The following is a 19,160-nucleotide window of genomic DNA, read 5'->3' as shown; positions in this document are numbered from 1 at the left end:
ACATGGCACGCAACATTGAACTCAAAGCGCGCGCCCGCGCATTCGACGAGCTGTGCGAACGCGCAGCCGCGCTCTCGGACGACGCCCCGCTCATCTTCCGCCAACAAGATTTCTTCTACGACGTGCCGCGCGGCCGCCTCAAGCTGCGCCAATTCGACGACGGCACGCCGCCCGAGCTGATCTTCTACCAGCGCGACGATCGCGATGGGCCGAAGGCGTCGTACTACACGCGCAGTCCCGTGACGAACCCCGATGCGATGCACGCGCTGCTCGCAACGGCGCTCACGACACGCGGCATCGTCACGAAGGAGCGCCACGTCTACCTGGCGGGGCGCACGCGCATTCATCTCGATCGCGTCGACGGGCTCGGCGACTTCGTCGAGCTGGAAGTCGTGCTCGCGCCCGACGACGATGAAGAAGACGGCGCAGCCGAAGCGCACGCGCTATTCTCGAAGCTCGGCGTGTCGCCGGCCGATCTCGTCGCGGTCGCTTACGTCGATCTACTCAACGAAGGCGTTCCCGCCTGACGCCCAGCGCCTGACGCTCGCGCCGCCGGCCGTTCAAGCAGGCCCGGCGCCGGGCGAAAGATGGTCGAGCGGCAGCGGCCCGTTGCGCTTGAACGTCGTCAGCACGATGTTCGAGCGCACGCTATCGACACCCGGCACGCGCATGAGCTTTTTCATGACGAACGACGAGAACGCGCTCAGATCCGGCGCGACGATCCGCAGCAGATAGTCGGCATCGCCCACCACGGCGTGGCATTCGAGCACCTCGGGCAGCACGTCGATTTGCTGCTGAAACTGCTCGACGATCGAATCGCCGTGATGCTTGAGCTTCAGGCTCGTGAACGCGGTCACGCCGAGCCCGAGCTTTTCCGGTCGCAGCACGACGCGGTAGCCGTCGATAATGCCGAGCGATTCGAGCCGCTGCAAACGCCGGCCGATTTGAGATGGCGACAACGGCACGCGCTCGCCGAGTTGCTGATGGGTCGCGCGGCCGAAGCGCTGCAGCACCTCGAGCAAGGCCAAATCGAAATGGTCGAGATCCAGCATGAAATTTCCCCGCGTTTATAGCCGCATTAATGCGTGATTAATGCATAATATAGATTTTTCTCGCGTCAATCGCGCCATTTACGCATAATACTCGCACTACGGTTGCATCGAACGAATCACCGACGCGGATCACTCGCCATGCCCGCCGCCGCGTCAGTTGTGAAAAAATGGCCGGGTCGATATGGGCCGCGCGGGGATTGGGTCGATCCCTCTATCCTGGGCCCAAATGAAAGGAAAGGAGGTGACGCAATGATTCACAAGCTGACTTCGGAGGAACGCGCAACTCAGCTTTCCCAACTAAGCGGCTGGCAAGCCGTCGCGGGACGCGACGCGATCCATCGTCAATTCAAATTCGCCGATTTCAACGAAGCGTTCGGCTTCATGACGCGCGTGGCGATCAAGGCGCAGGAAATGAACCACCATCCCGAGTGGTTCAACGTCTATCACACCGTGGACATCACGCTGACCACACATGAAGCGAACGGCGTGACCGAGCGCGACATCGCGCTGGCGCGCTTCATCGAAGACGTTGCGAAGGCGAAATAGGCGCTAGCCGTGCACGGCGCGCACGTAGGCTTCCCATGCATCGCGCGCCGTTCGTTCTAGTGCGTCTGCCGGTACGGCGGCCCGACGCTGTACAATCATCAACGCATACGGCTTGGAGAGTGCGCTAGCCTCCTTGCACAAGCTGAGCTCGTCGCCGCTCGAAGGCGAGCGGGCGCGCCAAAAATTGATCGCGGCTTCAAGTTCGCTGATCGTGATCTCGGACATGGTTCATGATCGTTTGGTCGCCCGCCGGAGCTTTTCTTGCGGTGGCACGCTTGGCTGTGGCGAAGAAGGCATTGCCGGTCGGCATGCTAGAAATGCGTTACCCATTGTACTTGAGCGAATCCCATGCGACTCCTTCTGATCGAAGACGACCGCCCTATCGCGCGCGGCATCCAAAGCAGCCTCGAACAAGCCGGGTTTACCGTCGACATGGTTCATGACGGCATCTTTGCGGAACAGGCCCTCACGCAAAACCGCCACGAACTCGTCATTCTCGACCTCGGCCTGCCCGGCATCGACGGCATGACGCTGCTCTCGCGCTTTCGGCAGTCGAACCGTCACACGCCCGTGATCGTGCTCACGGCGCGCGACGAGTTGAACGATCGGGTGCAAGGGCTGAACGCCGGCGCCGACGACTACATGCTCAAGCCGTTCGAGCCCGCCGAACTCGAAGCGCGCATTCGCGCCGTCATGCGCCGCAGCGGTCCGCACAGCGACATTCCGCGGCCCGAGGTCTCGCTCGGCGGGGTTCGCCTGTCGGGCGTCGATCGCCGCATCTTCAACGACGACAAAGCGCTCGAACTGTCTCCGCGCGAATTCGCGGTGCTCGAAATGCTGCTGCTGCGCCACGGAAGAGTCGTCAGCAAAGCACAATTGCAGGATCATCTGACGCACTTCGGCGGCGATCTCGGCGATACCGCCATCGAAGTCTATGTGCATCGCGTGCGCAAGAAGCTCGAAAATTGCCGAGTCGAGATCGTCACGGTACGCGGTTTCGGCTATCTGCTGCAGGAAATCCGCCAGGCGTCGTGAGCGGAGCCCAAGCGCGGGCCGCCGGCACGACGTCGGCCATGCTCGCGCGATGCCGCACACTGCACGGGCGCCGCTCGCGCCTTCTTTTTCCCGTTCCGCACGATTGATCGCCATGCCGCCCGTCGCCGCGACCAGCTTGCGCCGCTCGCTTCTGCGGCGGCTCGCCGGGCCGCTATCCCTGCTCGCACTGATGAGCGGCCTCATCGCCTATTGGCTCGCGTGGCAATACACGCAGCACGTCATCGACCGATCCTTGGCCGATCTCGCAACCGCCATCTCCAAGCAAATCCAAATCGCCGGGCCCAATGCGCGCTCGACGGTGCCGCCGCTCGCGCACGCGATGTTCTCCGATCCGAGCGATCAGTTGATCTACCGCATCAGCGACGGCGTGCACGAAATCGCCGGAGAATCGGCGCTGCCGCTATTCGGCACGCGTGTGCGCGAGCAACGCTCAGCGAACGTATTCGAGGCGCAATACGAGGGCATGCACGTGCGCGTCGCCCAGGTGCGCGTGCTACAGGCTTCAGGCAATCCGATCATCGTCGAGGTCGCGCAGCCGCTGCGGCACCGCTATCGCATCGCGGCCGAGTTCCTCGTCGCGATCATGATGCCGCTGCTGCTGCTGCTGTTTGCGGGTTGGGGCATCGTCTGGCGCGTCGTCAATCAGCAGCTCAATCCGTTGACCGTACTGGCCGATTCGCTGAACCGGCAAACCCACATGTCGCTCGAGCAGGTGGACGAGAGCTACGTCCCGATGGAGATCAAACCGCTGACGAGCGCGATGAACGCGCTGCTCGTCCGCTTGAAGACGGCCCTCGACGCTCAGCGAAAATTCATCGCAGATGCGGCCCATCAATTGCGCACGCCGCTCACTGCCGTCAAGCTCCATGCCGAGCAAGCGGCGAATGCGCGCGATGCGAACCAGACGCTCGTCGCCGTGCGCGAATTGCGCGCCGCGGCCGACCGCGCGGTGCGCCTTTCGAACCAATTGCTGTCGCTGGCACGCGCCGAACCGGGTGCACAAACGGCGCGCTTCGTCGAGCTCGACGTCGCGGCGCTCGCGTTCGAGACCGGCGCCGAATGGGTTCCGCGCGCGCTGGCCGCCCATGTCGACCTCGGCTTCCAGCGCCTGGACAGTCCGTCGAACGACAAACCGCTCATGGTCCGCGGCAGTGCCGTGCTGTTGCGCGAGGTCATCGCCAATTTGCTCGACAACGCGCTCAAGTATTTACCGTCGGCGACACTCCAGGGTGCGAACGTCACGGTAACCGTCTCGGAGGCAGCCGACGAAAACGGCGTGCGCTTCGCGGAAATTGCCGTCGAAGATAACGGCTCTGGGGTCCCGCCCACCTTGCAGGTCGATTTGTTCAAACGGTTTTTTCGCGGCGACCGTCAAGACACAGCCGATCCGAGCGTCGAAGCGGGCGCCGGCCTCGGCTTGGCGATCGTTCACGACATCATGAATTTGCACGGCGGCGACGTGCGTTACGAAGACGCGACGGGTGGCGGAGCACGCTTCGTATTGCGCGTGCCGCTCGTCATTTCCGCACAGCCGGTAACGCCTTCTCGCCAGCCCGCAGACCCCGCGAATATTCCCGATTAGGCCTTGCCGTTCTTCGCGCTACGCTTCGGCGCGAGCATCGTGCCGCGGCACTTGCGCGCGCCGCAACGGCACGCGTATTCGTCTTTGAGCTTTTTCGTCTGGCGTGCGTCGATCACGAGGCCATAGTCGTAAAACAGCTCTTCCTCGGCCGCGATATCGTGCAGCGCATGGATGAACACGCGGCCATCGACCTCTTCCGCTTCGCAATTGGGCGCGCACGAATGGTTGATCCATCGTGCACTGTTGCCGTTCACCTTGCCGTCGATGACGCGGCCGTCCTCGAGCGCGAAGTAGAACGTGTGATTCGGTTCGGAAGGATCGTGCGGATGCCGCCGCAATGCTTCCTTCCACGAGATGCGCTCACCCTTGTATTCCAGCAGACGCTCGCCCGCCTTTAGCGACACGGCGGCAAATACGCCCTTGCCATGCACGCCGGACTGGCGCACGACCAACTTGCGTGAACTCATCGATAAATCCTCAGAAAAACCATGGTGCCGCTTGCCGCCGGCATTGCGTTTTCGATCGCGGGATGGAAAACGCGGCGCCGATTGGGCGCCGCGCAGGCGAACGTCGTCTTCGTCGACGTCACAAATCGAAATCGTACACGCGGACGCCGAGTTCGTTCAACGTCGTCCGTGCGAATTTACGCAACGTTTATGCTTGGGCCGGCGCGAACGCGTCGAGCCACTCCCCGAACGCCTCGTTCGCAGCGCGCTCCAACGCAGGCCCGAATCGCTGGGTATCCGCGCGAAGCCGCGTCGTATCGATGCCCGGCGTCGTCTCGATTTCGTGCGCATGGCCGATCAGCCAACGCTCGAAACGATCGCCGCGAATTTCGGGATGGCACTGAAGCGCGAGGACGTTCGTACTCCAGGTGAACGCTTGATTCTCGCAGACAGGTGTCGAGGCAAGGCGCACCGCGTCGACCGGCAAATCGAACGTATCGCCATGCCAATGCAGCATCGAGGTGCGCGAACCGTCGAGATGCCGAACCGGTGAGTTGCGTCCTGCTTCGGTCAACGTAAGCGGCGACCAGCCGATTTCCTTGTGCCCCGACGCATACACGCGCGCGCCGAGCACACGCGCGATCAGTTGCGCGCCGAGGCAAATACCGAGCGTCGGCCGGCCCGCGGCAATTCTTTTTTCGAGCAGTGTCAGAAGCGGCTTGAGCGTCGGATACGACGCATCGTCGAAAGCGCTGATGGGGCCGCCCAGCACGACGGTCAACGCCGGCGCCTCGGGCTTGGGGGCCTCGAGCCGCGCCGAACCGACGTCGAGATAGCGTACCGACCACGCGCGCTCCCCTAGCGTCTGCTCGAGACTGCCAAGGTCTTCGAAATGCACATGGCGGATGGCGAGCGCTTCACGATTCATCGATTCCTCACGGCGAACGGGCGAACCCCTGACGCGCACGAGCCTCGTACTCGCTCGGCACGGGAAGAAGCGGGACAGGCGCGGGCGACTCGATGCCCGGCATATGGCAGCGCACAACATCGCAGCACGCAAGCGGGCAGAGCGAACCGAGCCTCGTGGGCCGATTACGCGGCGCTTTGCGTGAAGATCTTCCAGATCTTTTTTTGCGTCAGCGAGTCGGCCCCTTCGTGAATCGGGCAGTCGAGCCGCAGCTCGACGTCGCCGATCGGCTGATTGAGCGCCATGCAGCGATGGGCCGCCTTCTTCGGGCTCTTGCTCACGTCGAAATGCTTGCAGGTGACGCACATGCGATGCGGGGGGATGTCGCCCTGAACTTCGAGCTGGCGAATCATCTTGATCATCGTGCGGTAGAAGACGGCCTGCTCCTCGTCGCGTAGCGTACCGATCGCATCGATCAGGAAATCGGGCCACTGCTGAGCACGCTTGGCGGCCGTGCGCCCGCGCGAGGTCAGCTTGACGGCCAGCGCCCGGCCGTCTTCCGTTGCGCGGCGCTTTTCGATGAGCCCTTTCGCTTCGAGCGTGCTGACCGCATCGCTGGTCGTGGCTGCCGTCAGGGCGGTCTCGCGAGCAATCTCCCCAAGCCGCAGCGGAACCTTGCGCTGCATCAGCAGCACGAGGATCTCGCCCTGCGTGGGCGTGAGCCCTGCGCTTTCGGCCCACTCCCACGCTTGGCTGCGCATCGCCGTACTCAAGCGCAGCAAGCTGTGGGTCACGCGCCCAGTCGCCTGCTCTCCGTATACACCTTCGCTCATAGTCTTCGTTCGCTATTTCGCAATTGACAGCATGCCGCTGCTGATTCGGTTGCCTGCTCGCGCCTTATCTTGCGGCGCCCCGGCAGCCCCGTGGGACGGCTCGCCTTGTCGTCGAGCGTGCCGATTTTACTATTTCGAAAGCGCACCGCCCGCTGGACCGTGGAACCCTCTCCGCGCGAGGGCCGTCACGGGCTTGGCAACAGCAGCCGACGCTGCCTCGAACGTACGACACTCGGCCCGGCAGACGCGCCATTTTAAGCGACGAAGGAAAATAGTACAGCTAAGTTATTCCGATGCCGCTGTGGACAAGTTCTGTATAACGATACAAACCGATTGTGCGCGATTTTTGGATAACGTCGGACCGAATACGAATGCCTCTTGAGTTGTCCTGACCTCATGTCAGTTCCGCACGCGAGAACCATCTGGTTATCGTTTACGCATGTGGTTGAAGCGACAGCGGAATTGGGCGTTTTCCACAGACACCTCAGCCCATTGTTAACTACTACTACGAATGTATACGTGTAAACCTCATAAAACCTAAACACCGCGCCATCGTAAGCACTGCTGACGAACGGCTTCGTGCTGCGACTTCTCTTTTGCGACCACGCTGCGCAGCCACGTCGCATCATTGACTTGCCCTTGAGCGATGCCTGCGATTTCGCGCAATGCCGCCGACGAATGAAGCGCCTCGCCATGCGGCTCGATCACGCGGAGCGTCTCGAGAATGTCTTCGAAGATCGTCCGGCGCTGGCCGGTCTGAGGATTGATGCAGGTGCCGCCGAGCCCGAAACGGCAAGCCTCGAATCGATTGAACGTGTAGACGAGATAGTCGTCCTCCTTCGGTACGAACGGCCTGTCGACGAGCAAGTGACGCGCGAGCGTTTGAATGTAGCTGGCGATCGCCGCGGCGCGGTCGACGGACAGCGGCGTGTCCATCACGCGCACTTCGATCGTGCCGAAGCCGGGCTTGGGACGGATATCCCAGTAGAAATCTTTCATGCTGTTGACGACACCCGTCGCCACCATCTTCGAAAAATATTCCTCGAATCCCGCCCAAGTCAGCACGAACGGCGCGCGCCCCGAGAGCGGAAACGCGAACACCGAGTTCAGTCGAGCCGAGTGAAAACCCGTGTCGACGCCCTGCACGTAGGGCGAAGAGGCGGATAGCGCAATGAAATGCGGGATGAAGCGCGACATGGCATGCAGCAGGAACAGCGCGCTATCCGGGTCGGGACAGCCAATGTGAACGTGCTGCCCGAAGACGGTGAACTGCTTGGCCAAGTAGCCGTAGAGCTCGGACAAGTACTGAAAGCGCGGCGTATCGAAGATCTGCCGCTCGCTCCATTGCTGGAACGCGTGGGTGCCGCCGCCGGCCAGCCCGACGTTGAGATGATCGGCCGCCGCCACGAGCGTGTCGCGCAGCGTGCGCAATTGCGCGAGCGCTTCCTCGTGCGAGTTGCAGATGCCCGTTGACAACTCGATCATGCTCTCGGTGATTTCGGGCGTGATGTTGCCGGGAATCTTCTGATCTTTCACGAGCCGCATGAGGTCGGATGCGGCCTTCGTCAGGTCGTAATCGTGCGTGTTGACGACCTGGATCTCGAGCTCGACGCCAAATGTGAACGGCTTGGAATTGATGAACGGTTCAAGTGCCATGATGTTTTCCCTCTGACTTGCGAGCAGCTTTCAAGCGCGCCGTTCGCCGACGAGCGCGAGCGAGCGGTAGACCAACCAGGGGCCGACGAGCTGCAACACGACGATCGAGCACATCACGACGGCGCGCAGCGTCGGATCGAAATTCGGATACAGCGTATAGGTGTCGTCGACGAGCAAATAAGCGAGCGCCGACATCGGCGAAAGCGATAAGCCGAGCGCCACCCCTTGCTTCCATCCGATACCGCTCGGCTTCGCGAACGCGAGCACACCGACGAGCTTGGCGACGAAGCGCGCCACGATCAGCAAGAGCGCCGCAACGCCGCCAAGTGCGATATCGCGCCATTCGAACGCCGTCAGCGTCAGCACGAACAAGATGACCGTGAGCAGCCAGCCGGCCGTGCCGAAGTGCTCGGGCCATAGCTGAGGCTTCGCCTCGACGTTCTTCACGATGATGCCGGCCGCCAACAGGCTCAGGATCGTCGACAGATTGAACAGGTGGGCGATCGCGATCGCGAGCAGCACGAGGCCGAACAGCGCGACGAACGAATGCTCGTCCTGGATCTGCATCGAGCGATAGAACAGCGTGCAGGCTTTGGCGAGCAAGTAGGCGAGCACGAGCGAGCCGACGAGTAGGTACAGCGGCTGCACGATCGTCGCGAAGACGTTGCCGTAGACCTCCTGGTGCAGCCAGCCGGAGGCGATCTTCTCGATGACGACCGCGTACATGCTGTTGAGCGCCGTGAGCGTGAGCAGGCGCTGCGTGACTTGCCCTTCCGCGCGTAACTCCGTCTTGAGCTGGATGACCATCGCCGGCGAGGTCGACATCGCGATCGCGGCGATGACGGTCGCTACCGCCGCGCTAATGTGCGCGAACAGCAACGCGACCAGCACGAGTACGAACGTCAGCGTCGCTTCGGCCAGGCTCGATGCCACGAGCCAGGGATTGCGGCGAATCCAGCGCAGGTCGAGCCGGCCGCCGAGCTCGAACAGCAAGAGGCCCAGCGCGACGTCGAGGAGCAGCCGCAGCGTACCGCCTGAGCCCGCGTCGATCGCCCCGAGGCCGGCCGATCCCGCAATCAGCCCGATCACGGCATAGCCCGAGACCCGCGGCAGGCGCCAGGCACGATAGCAAAGCTCGCCCAAGAGGCCAGCGACGAGCAGCGCGAGCCCGGCCCAGAAGACCGCGTCCGGCACGAGAGGCCAGTGCGGAAGAAAGGAAAACGCCGATTTCATCTGATAGCTGCTCCTTTACGGATAGGCCGTGCAAGGCTTCCCGCCCGCGATGGCTCGTTCTCGTGGCTTGCTTGTCCGGTCCATCGGCGGTAGGGCCGCGACGCGGACGGAAAGGGTGATTGCCGACGAGCCGGCTGCGGCCGGACGTGGCGACGACGAAACGCACCGGGTTCGATACGCGGCCCCGAGCGCTTGGACAGAGCGCGGCGCGTGCCCGGCACGACGAAATTAGATGCGGCGGCCGCCCCCTGGCGGCTTGCGCCGACCCGGCTACGGGCATCGCCCCCATTGGCGCAGCGCATTCGCGATGCGCCGCCGTGCAACTTGTGCAAGAGGAACACGGATTGTGCCATAGCTTGCCTCCAAGTCGCGCGATTCATCATCGATTTGCATTCATCTCGGTATAAACGACGCGCAATTTCGTATTGCGGAGGAAAAATGTCCGATTTCTGCTTGCGTTTGGCTCAACCGACTGCATTCATGTAGACGAAAAATAGCGCGTTGGGGTTCGCCGTGCTTAGGCAATTCGAACAGCGAGGCGTGAGTCGTTAGCTAGGGTTTACCGTTTACGTATGTATACGTAGTAGCAGTTAACAAAGGGGGCCAAAATCTGTGCACAACCGTTGTTTACTCAACTGGATCAATGCTTTGGCGAACGCATAACCGCTTGTGCAGGATGTGTGGGGCGAATCGGTTTCCAAGCATAACTTTTGGCCGATCTCGCATGTGCGCGACTTGTCCCGTTTACGTCCACATCGACCCCACACGAATTTCACGCGTCTTTCGCTCGCTTATCCACACGTTGCAGTGGATAACCTCGTTGGGTGGCATGATGCGATTCGATTTGGCAGTCGGCTAATCTGGATCGAGCGCGCCCTGACGTAACGTGCGCAGCAAGAAGCGACTCGGGTCGAGCGCCTCGGCCAGATCGCGCTCGAGCGGCCAAGGCTCACCTTCGAGCTGGGAGGCGATGAGTTCGGCGCCGAGCGACGCCCAGACGAGTCCGCGCGAGCCGAACGCGAAGCTGCTGTAAAGACCGGGTGAGCGCGGCAGATCGAGCGGCCAGGCGCCGCGCAGCGCTGCTGCTTGATGCGCGCATGCGGCTTCGTCGGCCAGCGCGCCGATCATCGGCAAGCGATCGCTCGTGACGCAGCGAAAGGCTACGCGGCCCGGCAGCGTGGCGGGGTCGAGGCCGCCGTCGGCTTTGGCAGGATCGAAACCGGGAAGCAAGCGCGCGAGCCGGACGAGATTCTCGACGTGGCTTTGCGCACGCAGATCGTCGCCCGCGTCGTCGACGTCGTAAGTCGCGCCGGTCAACAACCCATCCGCGAGCGGGACGGCGTAACCGTCGCCGATGAGCGGTAGTCGCAAGGCAAGTGCGGCGCTCGCCGGCAAGCGCGTCAATTGGCCGCGCACGATGCGCGTCGGCGCATGTTTTGTGCCCGATAGTCGTGCTGCGTCGCGCGCATTTGAGAAGATGACGACAGATGAGCGCGCGATAGGCACATTATTCGCGTCGAAGACAACCCAAGCGTCGCCTTCTCGTTCGATGCGCTTGGCTTCGGTGCCGCGCCAAGCGATCGCGTCACCGGCGAGCGCGCGTTGCGCCGCACATAACGCAGCCGGGTCGAGCGAGCCTCCCGATGGATAGAACCATCCGCCGCGTGCAACGGGCACGCCGGCCGCCGCTTGTGCTTGCGCGCGCGACACTGGTTGTGCGAGCTCGCGCGGGTAGCCGAGCGATTCGATCGCCTCGGTGAGCGTCCGCGCTTCGTTTTCGTCGTCGGCAATCTGCAGCAAGCCATGGCTGCTACGCGCGAATGCGTGACCGGCCTGCTCGAGCGCTCGCCATCGCGCGAGCGCATAGAGAAAACCCGCGCGCGCGATTTTCGAAGCCACGCTGTCGTCGCGCGAAAGCAGTGGATGAAACACCGCCGCCGGATTGCCCGAGGCTTCGCATCCCGCGCGGGCGTGGCGTTCGATGATGGTGACTCGCCAGCCGCGCGCAGCCAGCCTGTCGGCCAAGGCGCAGCCGGCCAGCCCGGCGCCGACGACGATCGCGTGGCGTTCGCGCGTTGCGAACGGCAGCGGGGGTTCATGGCGACGCACGCGCCAGCGCGGCGCGAACCGCCCGACGAGCATGGCGCGCTTGCCTGCGAAACCTTCCGCCTTCGCGCAGTCGAATCCGGCTTCGCCGAGCCCGCGCCGCACGTGTCCGGCGCAGGTATACGTGGCGAGCGTGGCGCCGTCGCCGGCCAGCCGAGCCAGCGATTTGAAGACGGAAGGCGACCACAAATCGGGGTTCTTGGCCGGCGAAAAGCCGTCGAGATAAAACGCGTCGGCGCGCAGCCAAAGCTTGGGCAACAGATCGAGCGCATCGCCGAAAGCGATGGTCAGCGTCACCCGGCCGCCTTCGAATTCGAGTCGATGCAACCCCGGCGTCAACATCGGCCATGCGTCGGTCAACTGCTCGGCGAGGGCGGCCGTTGTGTCCGCAACCATGCCTGTATGTAGCGTGCGTAAGTCGCCGGCGCCGAACGGGTGCTTTTCGATCGAGACGAACGCGAGCCGTTCGCAGCGGTTCGGGTCCGCGCGCCAGGCTGCCCAGGTCGCGAGGAAGTTACCGCCGATGCCGAAGCCCGTCTCGAGGACGGTAAAGATGCGGCGGGCACGCCAGCGTTCCGGCAGGCCGTTTCCACCCAGAAAGACGTGCCCGGCTTGGGCGAAAGCGCCTGCGGCGCTGTGATAAACGTCGTCGTAGGCGGGGGAAAACGGTGTGCCGTCGTCGCGAAAAGCCAAGGTGGCGGGAATTAACTTGGAGCTCATCGGCAAAGCCAAAACTGTGGGAAAAGCGTTACGCGCATGTAAGGGGCAACCCTAACCGGCGCGTTCGGGGCAGCGTCGATCGGCCGCAAACGCCCGCGGGGCAGGGCTTTGCGAGCGTTGGCAAAATCCAACGACATAACGGTGCAATGTCGCGAGCCCCTTGGCAGCAGGCATTCGCGAGTAAGACAATGCTCAAACCCAGCGCCGACAAGGCTTAGCAGCGCTAAATTCTTTGGAAGCCTTGCCGTTATTGGGTTTGCGCTGAGCTATCATAGCAAGCGCCGCAAGGCCGTAGCGCCAGGGGCTCAGCGCGACCGAGCGGCGCACGCTTCGCCACAGCTACTCGACGGCACAGCTTGCGTACGTATAATTCGGCGCGTTTTGCGCTGTCCGTGTCATTTCAATCTGATAAAGAGGAACGTTAATGAACAAACAGGAACTGATCGACGCCGTCGCAGGACAGACTGGCGCTAGCAAAGCTCAAACCGGCGAAACGCTCGACACGCTGCTCGAAGTGATCAAGAAGGCAGTGTCCAAGGGTGACGCGGTGCAGCTCATCGGCTTTGGCAGCTTCGGCTCGGGCAAGCGCGCGGCGCGCACGGGCCGCAACCCCAAGACGGGCGAGACCATCAAGATTCCCGCAGCCAAGACCGTCAAGTTCACGGCAGGCAAGGCGTTCAAGGATGCCGTCAATAAGCGTTGAGCCCGCTTCGGCTTAGCACTTTGTCGACACCCGCCTACGGCGGGTTTTTTTCGCCCATGCCGTGGCGGCACGGGCGGTTCGGGGGCCTCGAGGACCGAGTCCCCGCGATTCAATGGACGACTTGTCCTTCGTCGTCGCCTTCGTGATCATCGGCGTCGATATCCCATGCCGGGAAAGGATCAGGCCATCGCTCCCAGCCTTGCGGACCAAGCGCATATTCGTCGTCGGTCAAGAGGCATGCGTCGAGCTTGGCGCGCCAACGTTCGGCGTCGAGCGCAACGCCAATCAACACGAGTTCCTGGCGGCGGTCGCCGATCGTCGCGTCATTGGCGCTGCCGTGCCAGTCGGCCGCGATTTCCGCCGCGAGTTCGTCGTCCTCGGGCCATTCGTCGCGCGGCTGCGCGGCCCACCACATCCCGGCCGGGCCATGACGGCACACTCCGCCCGCTTGCGATAGCGAGCCCGCCGCGTCGTTGCGCGTGGCCAGCCAGAAAAAGCCCTTGCTGCGCAGCACGCCCTGCCATTCCTCGTGCAGTAGCGCCCACAGCCGCTCGGGATGAAACGGCCGGCGCGCGCGGTAGACGAAATGGCCGATGCCGTATTGATCGGCTTCGCTGACGTGCGAATGCCCGGCATGCCCATGATCGTGATGCTCGTGGCCATGTTCAGGCTCGAGCGACGCGAGCCAGCCCGGTGCGCTTGCCGCAGCCTCGAAATCGAAGCGCTTCGTATCGATGACTTCGCGAAGCGGCACCGCGCCGAAGCGGCTGACGATCTGCACCGCGCGCGGATTGAACCGCGCGAGTATCCGCTTGAGCCGCTCGAGCGCGTCCGCATCGATGAGATCGGCTTTGTTGACGACGAGCACGTCGCAAAACTCGATTTGCTCGATCAAGAGTTCGACGATCGTCCGATCGTCGTCTTCACTGGCCGCGAGGCCGCGCTCGGCGAGCGCTTCGGCCGACGCATAATCGCGCAGAAAATTGAACGCGTCGACGACGGTCACCATCGTATCGAGCCGCGCGACGTCGGCCAGCGTACGGCCCTCGTCGTCGGTGAATGCGAAGGTTTCCGCGATCGGCATCGGTTCGGCGATGCCGGTCGATTCGATCAGGATCGCATCGAAGCGATCTTCGCCCGCGAGCCGGTGAATTTCGGCGAACAGGTCGTCGCGCAAGGTACAGCAGATGCAGCCGTTCGAGAGTTCGACGAGCCGTTCTTCGACGTGCGAGAGCGAAGCGGCGTCCCTGACGAGCGATGCGTCGATATTGACCGCCGCAAGGTCGTTGACGATGACGGCCACGCGCAGGCCGGCGCGGTTCGCGAGAATGTGGTTGAGCAGCGTGGTCTTGCCCGCGCCGAGAAAACCCGAGAGCACGGTAACGGGCAGAGGCGGATGGTTCATTGCAGTCGACATCGGATGGGGCGAAGGCGCAAAGCGCCGCCGCGTGAAGGGCTTAAGGAGCTTAGGGGGCGTAGGGAGCATTGTGCACCAAACGCCGGTGCCCCACCCCAGGACACCGCCACGCCGGCAACCGTTCGCCTTTGGACGCGCGTGCGCGCCGTGGTTCCTTACCGTGCCTTACCTTACCCGCCCTATCCTCAGCGCTGCGCTTGCAGCAGCTTCCATTGCGAGAGGATGCCGATGATCTGATGCGCGTAATGATCGCGCAGCGATGGCGTTTCCGAATGATAGGCGCCGACGGCCGCCCAGGTGTTGCCGTACTTGTTCATCTGTTGCCGCAGATGCCAAGCCGCGATGTATACGGCCTTGCACGGCTCCATCAGCGTTTCCGATGAAATACCGTAATGGGCTAGCGTCCGCAGATGGATCGAGTTGATCTGCATGAGCCCATAGTCGGTCGACCCGTTCGCATTCTTGTGCATAGCGTCGGGATGATTGTGCGACTCTTGCCAAGCGATCGCGCGCAGAATCAGCGGATTGACCTTCTGATAGCGCGCCGCCTCGTCGAAGCAGTCCGCGCGTGCGTTCGCCGCCGCGAGCGACGCGAGCGAGACCGCCAAGATCAGAACTGTCCGTTTCATGATTCGAGTGCCTTCGACAGCTTACGTTTTTGCGTGCAACGCGCTAGCCCGCCCCGGCCAGGGCAGGCGCCACGCGGGCAGGCTGGGGAAAACCCGAGCTTGCCGCTCGATTCAGTCGAAATATTCGCCCGTATGATACCGGGAGCCGCTCGAGCGCCACAGCATGTCGGCCGACATAACCGAGCCGTTGGCGGACATCGCCGAGCCGGCGACGATGCGGATTGTCGCCGATGCGGCTGTCGCGAGGGCTGGCGATCCGGAATTTTCAGACGCAAAAGCGAAGCGTTACTCGGCGCCTCGTGAATAATCGGACACAAAAAACTGCTAATGTTCGTTTTCTGAACGGCGGCCGAGCATCCGACACCAATACCGCGAGGGCCGAGCGGCGTTCGCGAGGCATCGCCGCCGAGGGCAGGCACTTTCGCATTGAACACATCTTCCATGACAAGAAATCGTATGGCACTGCGTCGCATCGCTACCGCGCTCCTGATGGCCGGGCTCATGACCGCACAGGCCGCGTACGCCGACGTGACGCTGAACTTCGTGAACGCGGACATCGATCAAGTGGCCAAAGCGATCGGCGCCGCGACGAACAAAACGATCATCGTCGACCCGCGCGTGAAGGGCCAACTAAACCTCGTCTCGGAGAATCCCGTCCCCGAGGCGCAGGCGCTGAAGACGCTCGAAGCCGCGCTGCGCATGCAGGGGTTCGCGATCGTCCAGGATCACGGCGTGCTCAAGGTGGTGCCGGAAGCCGACGCGAAGCTGCAAGGCGCGCCGACCTACGTCGGCAACGTCCCGCAGGCGCACGGCGATCAGATCATCACGCAGGTATTCGAACTGCATAACGAATCGGCCAACAACCTGCTGCCGGTGCTGCGGCCCCTCATCTCGCCGAACAACACGATCGCGGCTTATCCCGCGAACAATACGCTCGTCGTGACCGACTACGCCGACAACGTGCGGCGCATCGCGGCCATCATCGCGGGCGTCGACAACGCGGCCGGGCAGCAGATCGTCGTCGTGCCGCTCAGGAACGCGAACGCGCTCGATCTCGAGCCGCAGCTATCCAAACTGCTCGATCCGGGCTCGATCGGCAGCACCGACGCCACGCTGAAAGTCTCGGTCATGGCCGATCCGCGCACGAATTCGCTGATGCTGCGCGCATCGAACAAGGCGCGTCTCGATGCGGCGAAACGGCTCGTCGAAGAACTCGACGCGCCGAGCTCCGAGCCCGGCAACATCCACGTCGTTCACTTGCGCAATGCGGATGCGGTGGCGCTCGCGAAAACGCTGCGCGGGATGCTCGGCAAGGGCGGCGGCACCTCGGGCAATAGTGCGGAGTCGAGCAGCGCGAACTCGTTCAGCCAAGGCAATTCGGGGGGCAGCTCCTCTTCCACGGGTACGTCCGGCACCCCGCCTTTGCCTTCTTCGTCATACGGCAGCAGCTCGCTTGGCAGTACCTCGACGTCGGGCTCGAGCAGCGGCGGGCTTGGCGGCAGCAATAGCGACTTCCTCGGCCAGAAGCAAGGCCAGAGCAGTGACGACAATCAACCGGGCGGCATGATCCAGGCCGATGCGGCGACCAACTCGCTCGTCATTACCGCATCCGATCCGGTTTACCGCAATCTGCGCGCCGTGATCGACCAGCTCGACGCGCGTCGTGCGCAGGTCTATATCGAAGCGCTGGTCGTCGAGCTGAACTCGGCGACGGCCGGCAATCTCGGCATCCAGTGGCAGGTCGCGAGCGGCAACCTTCTGGCCGGCACCAACCTCGCGAGCACGGCCGGCAACGTGGGCGGCTCCAACATCCTCACGGTGGCGGGCGGACTGGCCGCGGGCGGAGCGACCGGGGCGGCCTCGCTGGCAACCAACCTTACCCAGGGGCTGAACGTCGGCTGGCTGCACAACATGTTCGGCGTGCAGGGCCTCGGCGGGCTGCTCCAGTACTTCGCCGGCACGAGCGACGCGAACGTGCTGTCCACACCGAACCTGATCACGCTCGACAACCAGGAAGCGAAGATCGTCGTCGGCCAAAACGTGCCGTACCTGACGGGCCAGTACTCGAACCTGACCAGTTCCACGACGAGCAACGCGTTCAACACGTATGACCGCCGCGATGTGGGCCTGACGCTTCACGTCAAGCCGCAGATCACCGCCGGTGGGATCCTCAAGCTCCAGCTCTATACCGAAGATTCGTCGATCGTCAGCGGCACGACGAGCACGGCGACGAATCCGTCGGGCCCGATATTCAACATCCGCTCGATCCAGTCGACGGTTCTCGCGGACAACGGCGAGATCATCGTGCTCGGCGGCTTGATGCAGGACAACTATCAGGTGTCGAACAGCAAAGTGCCGCTGCTCGGCGACATTCCGTGGATCGGCCAGCTATTCCGCTCGGAAACCAAGCAGCGCCAGAAAACCAATTTGATGGTGTTCTTGCGCCCGGTGATCATCAGCGACAGCGACACCGCGCAACAGATCACCCAGAACCGCTATGACTACGTACGCGGCGTGACGGACGACTATCGCTCGGACAATAACGTCATGCGCGACAAGGACTTCCCGGTCGTTCCGCCGATGCCGCTCGGCCCGAGCCAGGGCGTTGCGCCGGCAGCGAATTTGTTCGACCTCAGGCAGATGACTCACCCGACGACGCCCGCGTCTCAGCAGCCGGCGCCCGCGCAGCTCCCGGCCGTGCAGCCGCAGGCCGTGCCGCTGCAGCCACAGGCCGTGCCGCAACAGCCGCAGACGGCCACGCCGGGAGCGTCGCAGTGAGCGACCCGCTTGGTTCTTCCCAAGAAGGCGCGCCGGGCGAACGCCAGGCGCCCTCGCCGTTCGCGGCGCGGCTCGTGCCGTACGTGTTCGCGCGCAACGGCCAAATCCTCGTCGCGCACCAGCGGGCCGAGGGCATCGAGGTATGGATCAGCGACCGCACGAGCGGTGCGGCGCTGGCGGAAGTTGCGCGCAATTTCGGTGCGCTGACGGCCGTTCGCCTACCCGCCGACGAACTCGCGCAAGCGATCAACCGCGCTTACGAACGCCACGACGGCAGTGCCGCTCAGGTTGTCGGCGAAGTCGAGGGCGAAGTCGATCTGTCACGGCTGATGCAAGACATTCCCGAAGTCGAGGACTTGCTCGAATCGGAGGACGACGCGCCGATCATCCGCATGATCAATGCCCTGCTCACGCAAGCGGCGCGCGAACATGCGTCCGATATCCACATCGAGCCGTTCGAGAACGCGTCGGTCGTGCGTTTTCGCGTCGACGGTACGCTGCGCGACGTCGTGCGGCCGAAGAAGGCGCTTCACGGCGCGCTGATCTCGCGTATCAAGATCATGGCGCAACTCGACATCGCCGAGAAACGCTTGCCTCAAGACGGCCGCATCACGCTGCGCGTGGGCGGCCGCGCCGTCGACGTGCGGGTGTCGACGCTGCCGACGGGGCACGGCGAGCGCGCGGTGCTGCGCCTGCTCGAAAAGGACGCGCAGCATCTGAATCTCGAAGCGTTGGGCATGGGGCCCGATACGCTCGGTCGCTTCGACAAATTGATTTCGCGGCCGCACGGCATCGTCCTCGTGACGGGGCCGACAGGCTCGGGCAAGACGACGACGCTCTATGCGTCGCTGTCACGGCTCGAAACGGCAACGACGAACATCATGACCGTCGAGGACCCGATCGAGTACGACCTGCCCGGCATCGGCCAAACACAGGTCAACGAGCGCATCGGGATGAATTTCGCGCGCGCATTGCGCTCGATCCTGCGGCAAGATCCCGACATCATCATGATCGGCGAAATCCGTGACTTGGAAACGGCGCAGATCGCGGTGCAAGCGTCGTTGACGGGCCACTTGGTGCTGGCGACGCTGCATACGAACGATGCGGCCTCGGCCGTCACGCGTTTGACCGACATGGGCGTCGAACCTTACTTGCTCGCGTCCTCGCTGCTCGGCGTGCTCGCGCAGCGGCTCGTGCGCCGGTTGTGCCCGGTATGCAAGGAAGAGCGCGTCGAAGAGGGCCGTGCGCAGTGGCATCCGGTCGGTTGCGACAAATGCGCGAGATCGGGCTATTCGGGACGGCGTGGGGTATACGAACTGCTCCTCATCGACGACGCGATCCGCGCGATGATCCACCACAACGCGGCCGATGCCGAAATCCTTACGGCGGGTCGCGCGCAAGGCATGCGCACGTTGCGCGAGGATGCCGAGCGCTGGCTGTCGTCGGGTTTGACGTCGCTCGAAGAGGTGATCCGCGTGACGGGCGGGGTTTAGCGC

General features: G+C 63.3%; 17 protein-coding genes. 7 read left to right on the top strand and 10 right to left on the bottom strand.

The window, feature by feature from the left end:
- Window positions 1-2: 2 nt before the first annotated feature.
- A complete protein-coding gene (locus J3485_RS18400) occupies window positions 3-527 on the top strand; it encodes a class IV adenylate cyclase (RefSeq protein WP_206955528.1) in 525 nt (174 codons plus the stop codon).
- Between the two features lie 33 nt (window positions 528-560).
- Here J3485_RS18400 and J3485_RS18395 read toward each other — a convergent pair whose 3' ends face one another.
- Window positions 561-1,052 carry an Lrp/AsnC family transcriptional regulator gene (locus J3485_RS18395; RefSeq protein ID WP_206955527.1) on the bottom strand — a complete coding sequence of 164 codons (492 nt, stop codon included), beginning with the start codon at window positions 1,050-1,052 and terminating at the stop codon, window positions 561-563.
- Between the two features lie 249 nt (window positions 1,053-1,301).
- On the opposite strand from J3485_RS18395, the gene J3485_RS18390 reads away from it, so the two are divergent.
- Complete coding sequence (locus tag J3485_RS18390; protein ID WP_206955526.1) at window positions 1,302-1,598, top strand: 4a-hydroxytetrahydrobiopterin dehydratase; 297 nt, start codon at window positions 1,302-1,304, stop codon at window positions 1,596-1,598.
- A 3-nt stretch (window positions 1,599-1,601) separates the two neighbouring features.
- Here the strand turns inward: J3485_RS18390 and J3485_RS18385 are convergent, their stop codons facing one another.
- Window positions 1,602-1,823 carry a DUF3717 domain-containing protein gene (locus J3485_RS18385; RefSeq protein ID WP_206955525.1) on the bottom strand — a complete coding sequence of 74 codons (222 nt, stop codon included), beginning with the start codon at window positions 1,821-1,823 and terminating at the stop codon, window positions 1,602-1,604.
- A gap of 123 nt (window positions 1,824-1,946) precedes the next feature.
- On the opposite strand from J3485_RS18385, the gene J3485_RS18380 reads away from it, so the two are divergent.
- Both J3485_RS18380 and J3485_RS18375 read left to right on the top strand, forming a co-directional pair.
- Window positions 1,947-2,633, top strand: coding sequence for a response regulator transcription factor (locus J3485_RS18380; protein ID WP_206955524.1), 687 nt, complete (start codon window positions 1,947-1,949; stop codon window positions 2,631-2,633).
- A 112-nt stretch (window positions 2,634-2,745) separates the two neighbouring features.
- Window positions 2,746-4,236, top strand: a complete 1,491-nt coding sequence (locus J3485_RS18375) for a sensor histidine kinase (protein ID WP_206955523.1) — start codon at window positions 2,746-2,748, stop codon at window positions 4,234-4,236.
- Here the strand turns inward: J3485_RS18375 and J3485_RS18370 are convergent.
- The 6 genes from J3485_RS18370 to mnmC form a co-directional block, all read right to left on the bottom strand.
- Window positions 4,233-4,703: an SET domain-containing protein gene (locus tag J3485_RS18370; RefSeq protein ID WP_206955522.1), complete on the bottom strand. Its 471-nt coding sequence runs from the start codon at window positions 4,701-4,703 to the stop codon at window positions 4,233-4,235. The two genes, J3485_RS18375 and J3485_RS18370, sit on opposite strands and share 4 nt — an antisense overlap.
- Window positions 4,704-4,890: 187 nt before the next feature.
- Window positions 4,891-5,610: a glutamine amidotransferase gene (locus tag J3485_RS18365; protein ID WP_206955521.1), complete on the bottom strand. Its 720-nt coding sequence runs from the start codon at window positions 5,608-5,610 to the stop codon at window positions 4,891-4,893.
- Window positions 5,611-5,774: 164 nt separating this feature from the next.
- On the bottom strand, window positions 5,775-6,422 hold the full coding sequence (locus J3485_RS18360; protein WP_206955520.1) for a MarR family winged helix-turn-helix transcriptional regulator: 648 nt from the start codon (window positions 6,420-6,422) through the stop codon (window positions 5,775-5,777).
- Between the two features lie 537 nt (window positions 6,423-6,959).
- The gene (locus tag J3485_RS18355) at window positions 6,960-8,078 is read right to left on the bottom strand and encodes a YbdK family carboxylate-amine ligase (protein WP_206955519.1); all 1,119 of its coding nucleotides are present in this window, start codon (window positions 8,076-8,078) and stop codon (window positions 6,960-6,962) included.
- Between the two features lie 30 nt (window positions 8,079-8,108).
- On the bottom strand, window positions 8,109-9,311 hold the full coding sequence (locus J3485_RS18350) for a cation:proton antiporter (protein ID WP_206955518.1): 1,203 nt from the start codon (window positions 9,309-9,311) through the stop codon (window positions 8,109-8,111).
- 855 nt (window positions 9,312-10,166) lie between these two features.
- Window positions 10,167-12,137: a bifunctional tRNA (5-methylaminomethyl-2-thiouridine)(34)-methyltransferase MnmC2/FAD-dependent 5-carboxymethylaminomethyl-2-thiouridine(34) oxidoreductase MnmC1 gene (gene mnmC / locus J3485_RS18345; protein WP_206955517.1), complete on the bottom strand. Its 1,971-nt coding sequence runs from the start codon at window positions 12,135-12,137 to the stop codon at window positions 10,167-10,169.
- Window positions 12,138-12,561: 424 nt separating this feature from the next.
- On the opposite strand from mnmC, the gene J3485_RS18340 reads away from it, so the two are divergent.
- On the top strand, window positions 12,562-12,840 hold the full coding sequence (locus tag J3485_RS18340) for an HU family DNA-binding protein (RefSeq protein WP_074262967.1): 279 nt from the start codon (window positions 12,562-12,564) through the stop codon (window positions 12,838-12,840).
- Window positions 12,841-12,949: 109 nt separating this feature from the next.
- Here the strand turns inward: J3485_RS18340 and J3485_RS18335 are convergent, their stop codons facing one another.
- Together J3485_RS18335 and J3485_RS18330 are read right to left on the bottom strand one after the other, a co-directional pair.
- Complete coding sequence (locus J3485_RS18335; protein WP_206955516.1) at window positions 12,950-14,245, bottom strand: GTP-binding protein; 1,296 nt, start codon at window positions 14,243-14,245, stop codon at window positions 12,950-12,952.
- Between the two features lie 197 nt (window positions 14,246-14,442).
- Complete coding sequence (locus J3485_RS18330) at window positions 14,443-14,886, bottom strand: lytic transglycosylase domain-containing protein (protein WP_206955515.1); 444 nt, start codon at window positions 14,884-14,886, stop codon at window positions 14,443-14,445.
- A gap of 441 nt (window positions 14,887-15,327) precedes the next feature.
- Between J3485_RS18330 and gspD the strand changes: the two genes are divergently transcribed.
- The gene (gene gspD, locus J3485_RS18325; RefSeq protein WP_206955514.1) at window positions 15,328-17,664 is read left to right on the top strand and encodes a type II secretion system secretin GspD; all 2,337 of its coding nucleotides are present in this window, start codon (window positions 15,328-15,330) and stop codon (window positions 17,662-17,664) included.
- Window positions 17,661-19,157 carry a type II secretion system ATPase GspE gene (gene gspE / locus J3485_RS18320; protein ID WP_206955513.1) on the top strand — a complete coding sequence of 499 codons (1,497 nt, stop codon included), beginning with the start codon at window positions 17,661-17,663 and terminating at the stop codon, window positions 19,155-19,157. Before gspD ends, gspE begins: the two co-directional genes overlap by 4 nt.
- Window positions 19,158-19,160 lie beyond the last annotated feature (3 nt).

The organism is Trinickia acidisoli, assembly GCF_017315725.1.
GTDB lineage: Bacteria > Pseudomonadota > Gammaproteobacteria > Burkholderiales > Burkholderiaceae > Trinickia > Trinickia acidisoli.
Note: the sequence above shows the minus strand (reverse complement) of the source record. Positions and strands in the feature narration are given on the sequence as shown.

What these genes read in the sequence shown, in the direction of transcription:
- J3485_RS18400 (WP_206955528.1), top strand. Translation starts at nt 3, where the DNA reads ATGGCACGCAACATTGAACTCAAAGCGCGCGCCCGCGCATTCGACGAG.
- J3485_RS18395 (WP_206955527.1), bottom strand. Translation starts at nt 1,052, where the DNA reads ATGCTGGATCTCGACCATTTCGATTTGGCCTTGCTCGAGGTGCTGCAG.
- J3485_RS18390 (WP_206955526.1), top strand. Translation starts at nt 1,302, where the DNA reads ATGATTCACAAGCTGACTTCGGAGGAACGCGCAACTCAGCTTTCCCAA.
- J3485_RS18385 (WP_206955525.1), bottom strand. Translation starts at nt 1,823, where the DNA reads ATGTCCGAGATCACGATCAGCGAACTTGAAGCCGCGATCAATTTTTGG.
- J3485_RS18380 (WP_206955524.1), top strand. Translation starts at nt 1,947, where the DNA reads ATGCGACTCCTTCTGATCGAAGACGACCGCCCTATCGCGCGCGGCATC.
- J3485_RS18375 (WP_206955523.1), top strand. Translation starts at nt 2,746, where the DNA reads ATGCCGCCCGTCGCCGCGACCAGCTTGCGCCGCTCGCTTCTGCGGCGG.
- J3485_RS18370 (WP_206955522.1), bottom strand. Translation starts at nt 4,703, where the DNA reads ATGAGTTCACGCAAGTTGGTCGTGCGCCAGTCCGGCGTGCATGGCAAG.
- J3485_RS18365 (WP_206955521.1), bottom strand. Translation starts at nt 5,610, where the DNA reads ATGAATCGTGAAGCGCTCGCCATCCGCCATGTGCATTTCGAAGACCTT.
- J3485_RS18360 (WP_206955520.1), bottom strand. Translation starts at nt 6,422, where the DNA reads ATGAGCGAAGGTGTATACGGAGAGCAGGCGACTGGGCGCGTGACCCAC.
- J3485_RS18355 (WP_206955519.1), bottom strand. Translation starts at nt 8,078, where the DNA reads ATGGCACTTGAACCGTTCATCAATTCCAAGCCGTTCACATTTGGCGTC.
- J3485_RS18350 (WP_206955518.1), bottom strand. Translation starts at nt 9,311, where the DNA reads ATGAAATCGGCGTTTTCCTTTCTTCCGCACTGGCCTCTCGTGCCGGAC.
- mnmC (WP_206955517.1), bottom strand. Translation starts at nt 12,137, where the DNA reads ATGAGCTCCAAGTTAATTCCCGCCACCTTGGCTTTTCGCGACGACGGC.
- J3485_RS18340 (WP_074262967.1), top strand. Translation starts at nt 12,562, where the DNA reads ATGAACAAACAGGAACTGATCGACGCCGTCGCAGGACAGACTGGCGCT.
- J3485_RS18335 (WP_206955516.1), bottom strand. Translation starts at nt 14,245, where the DNA reads ATGAACCATCCGCCTCTGCCCGTTACCGTGCTCTCGGGTTTTCTCGGC.
- J3485_RS18330 (WP_206955515.1), bottom strand. Translation starts at nt 14,886, where the DNA reads ATGAAACGGACAGTTCTGATCTTGGCGGTCTCGCTCGCGTCGCTCGCG.
- gspD (WP_206955514.1), top strand. Translation starts at nt 15,328, where the DNA reads ATGACAAGAAATCGTATGGCACTGCGTCGCATCGCTACCGCGCTCCTG.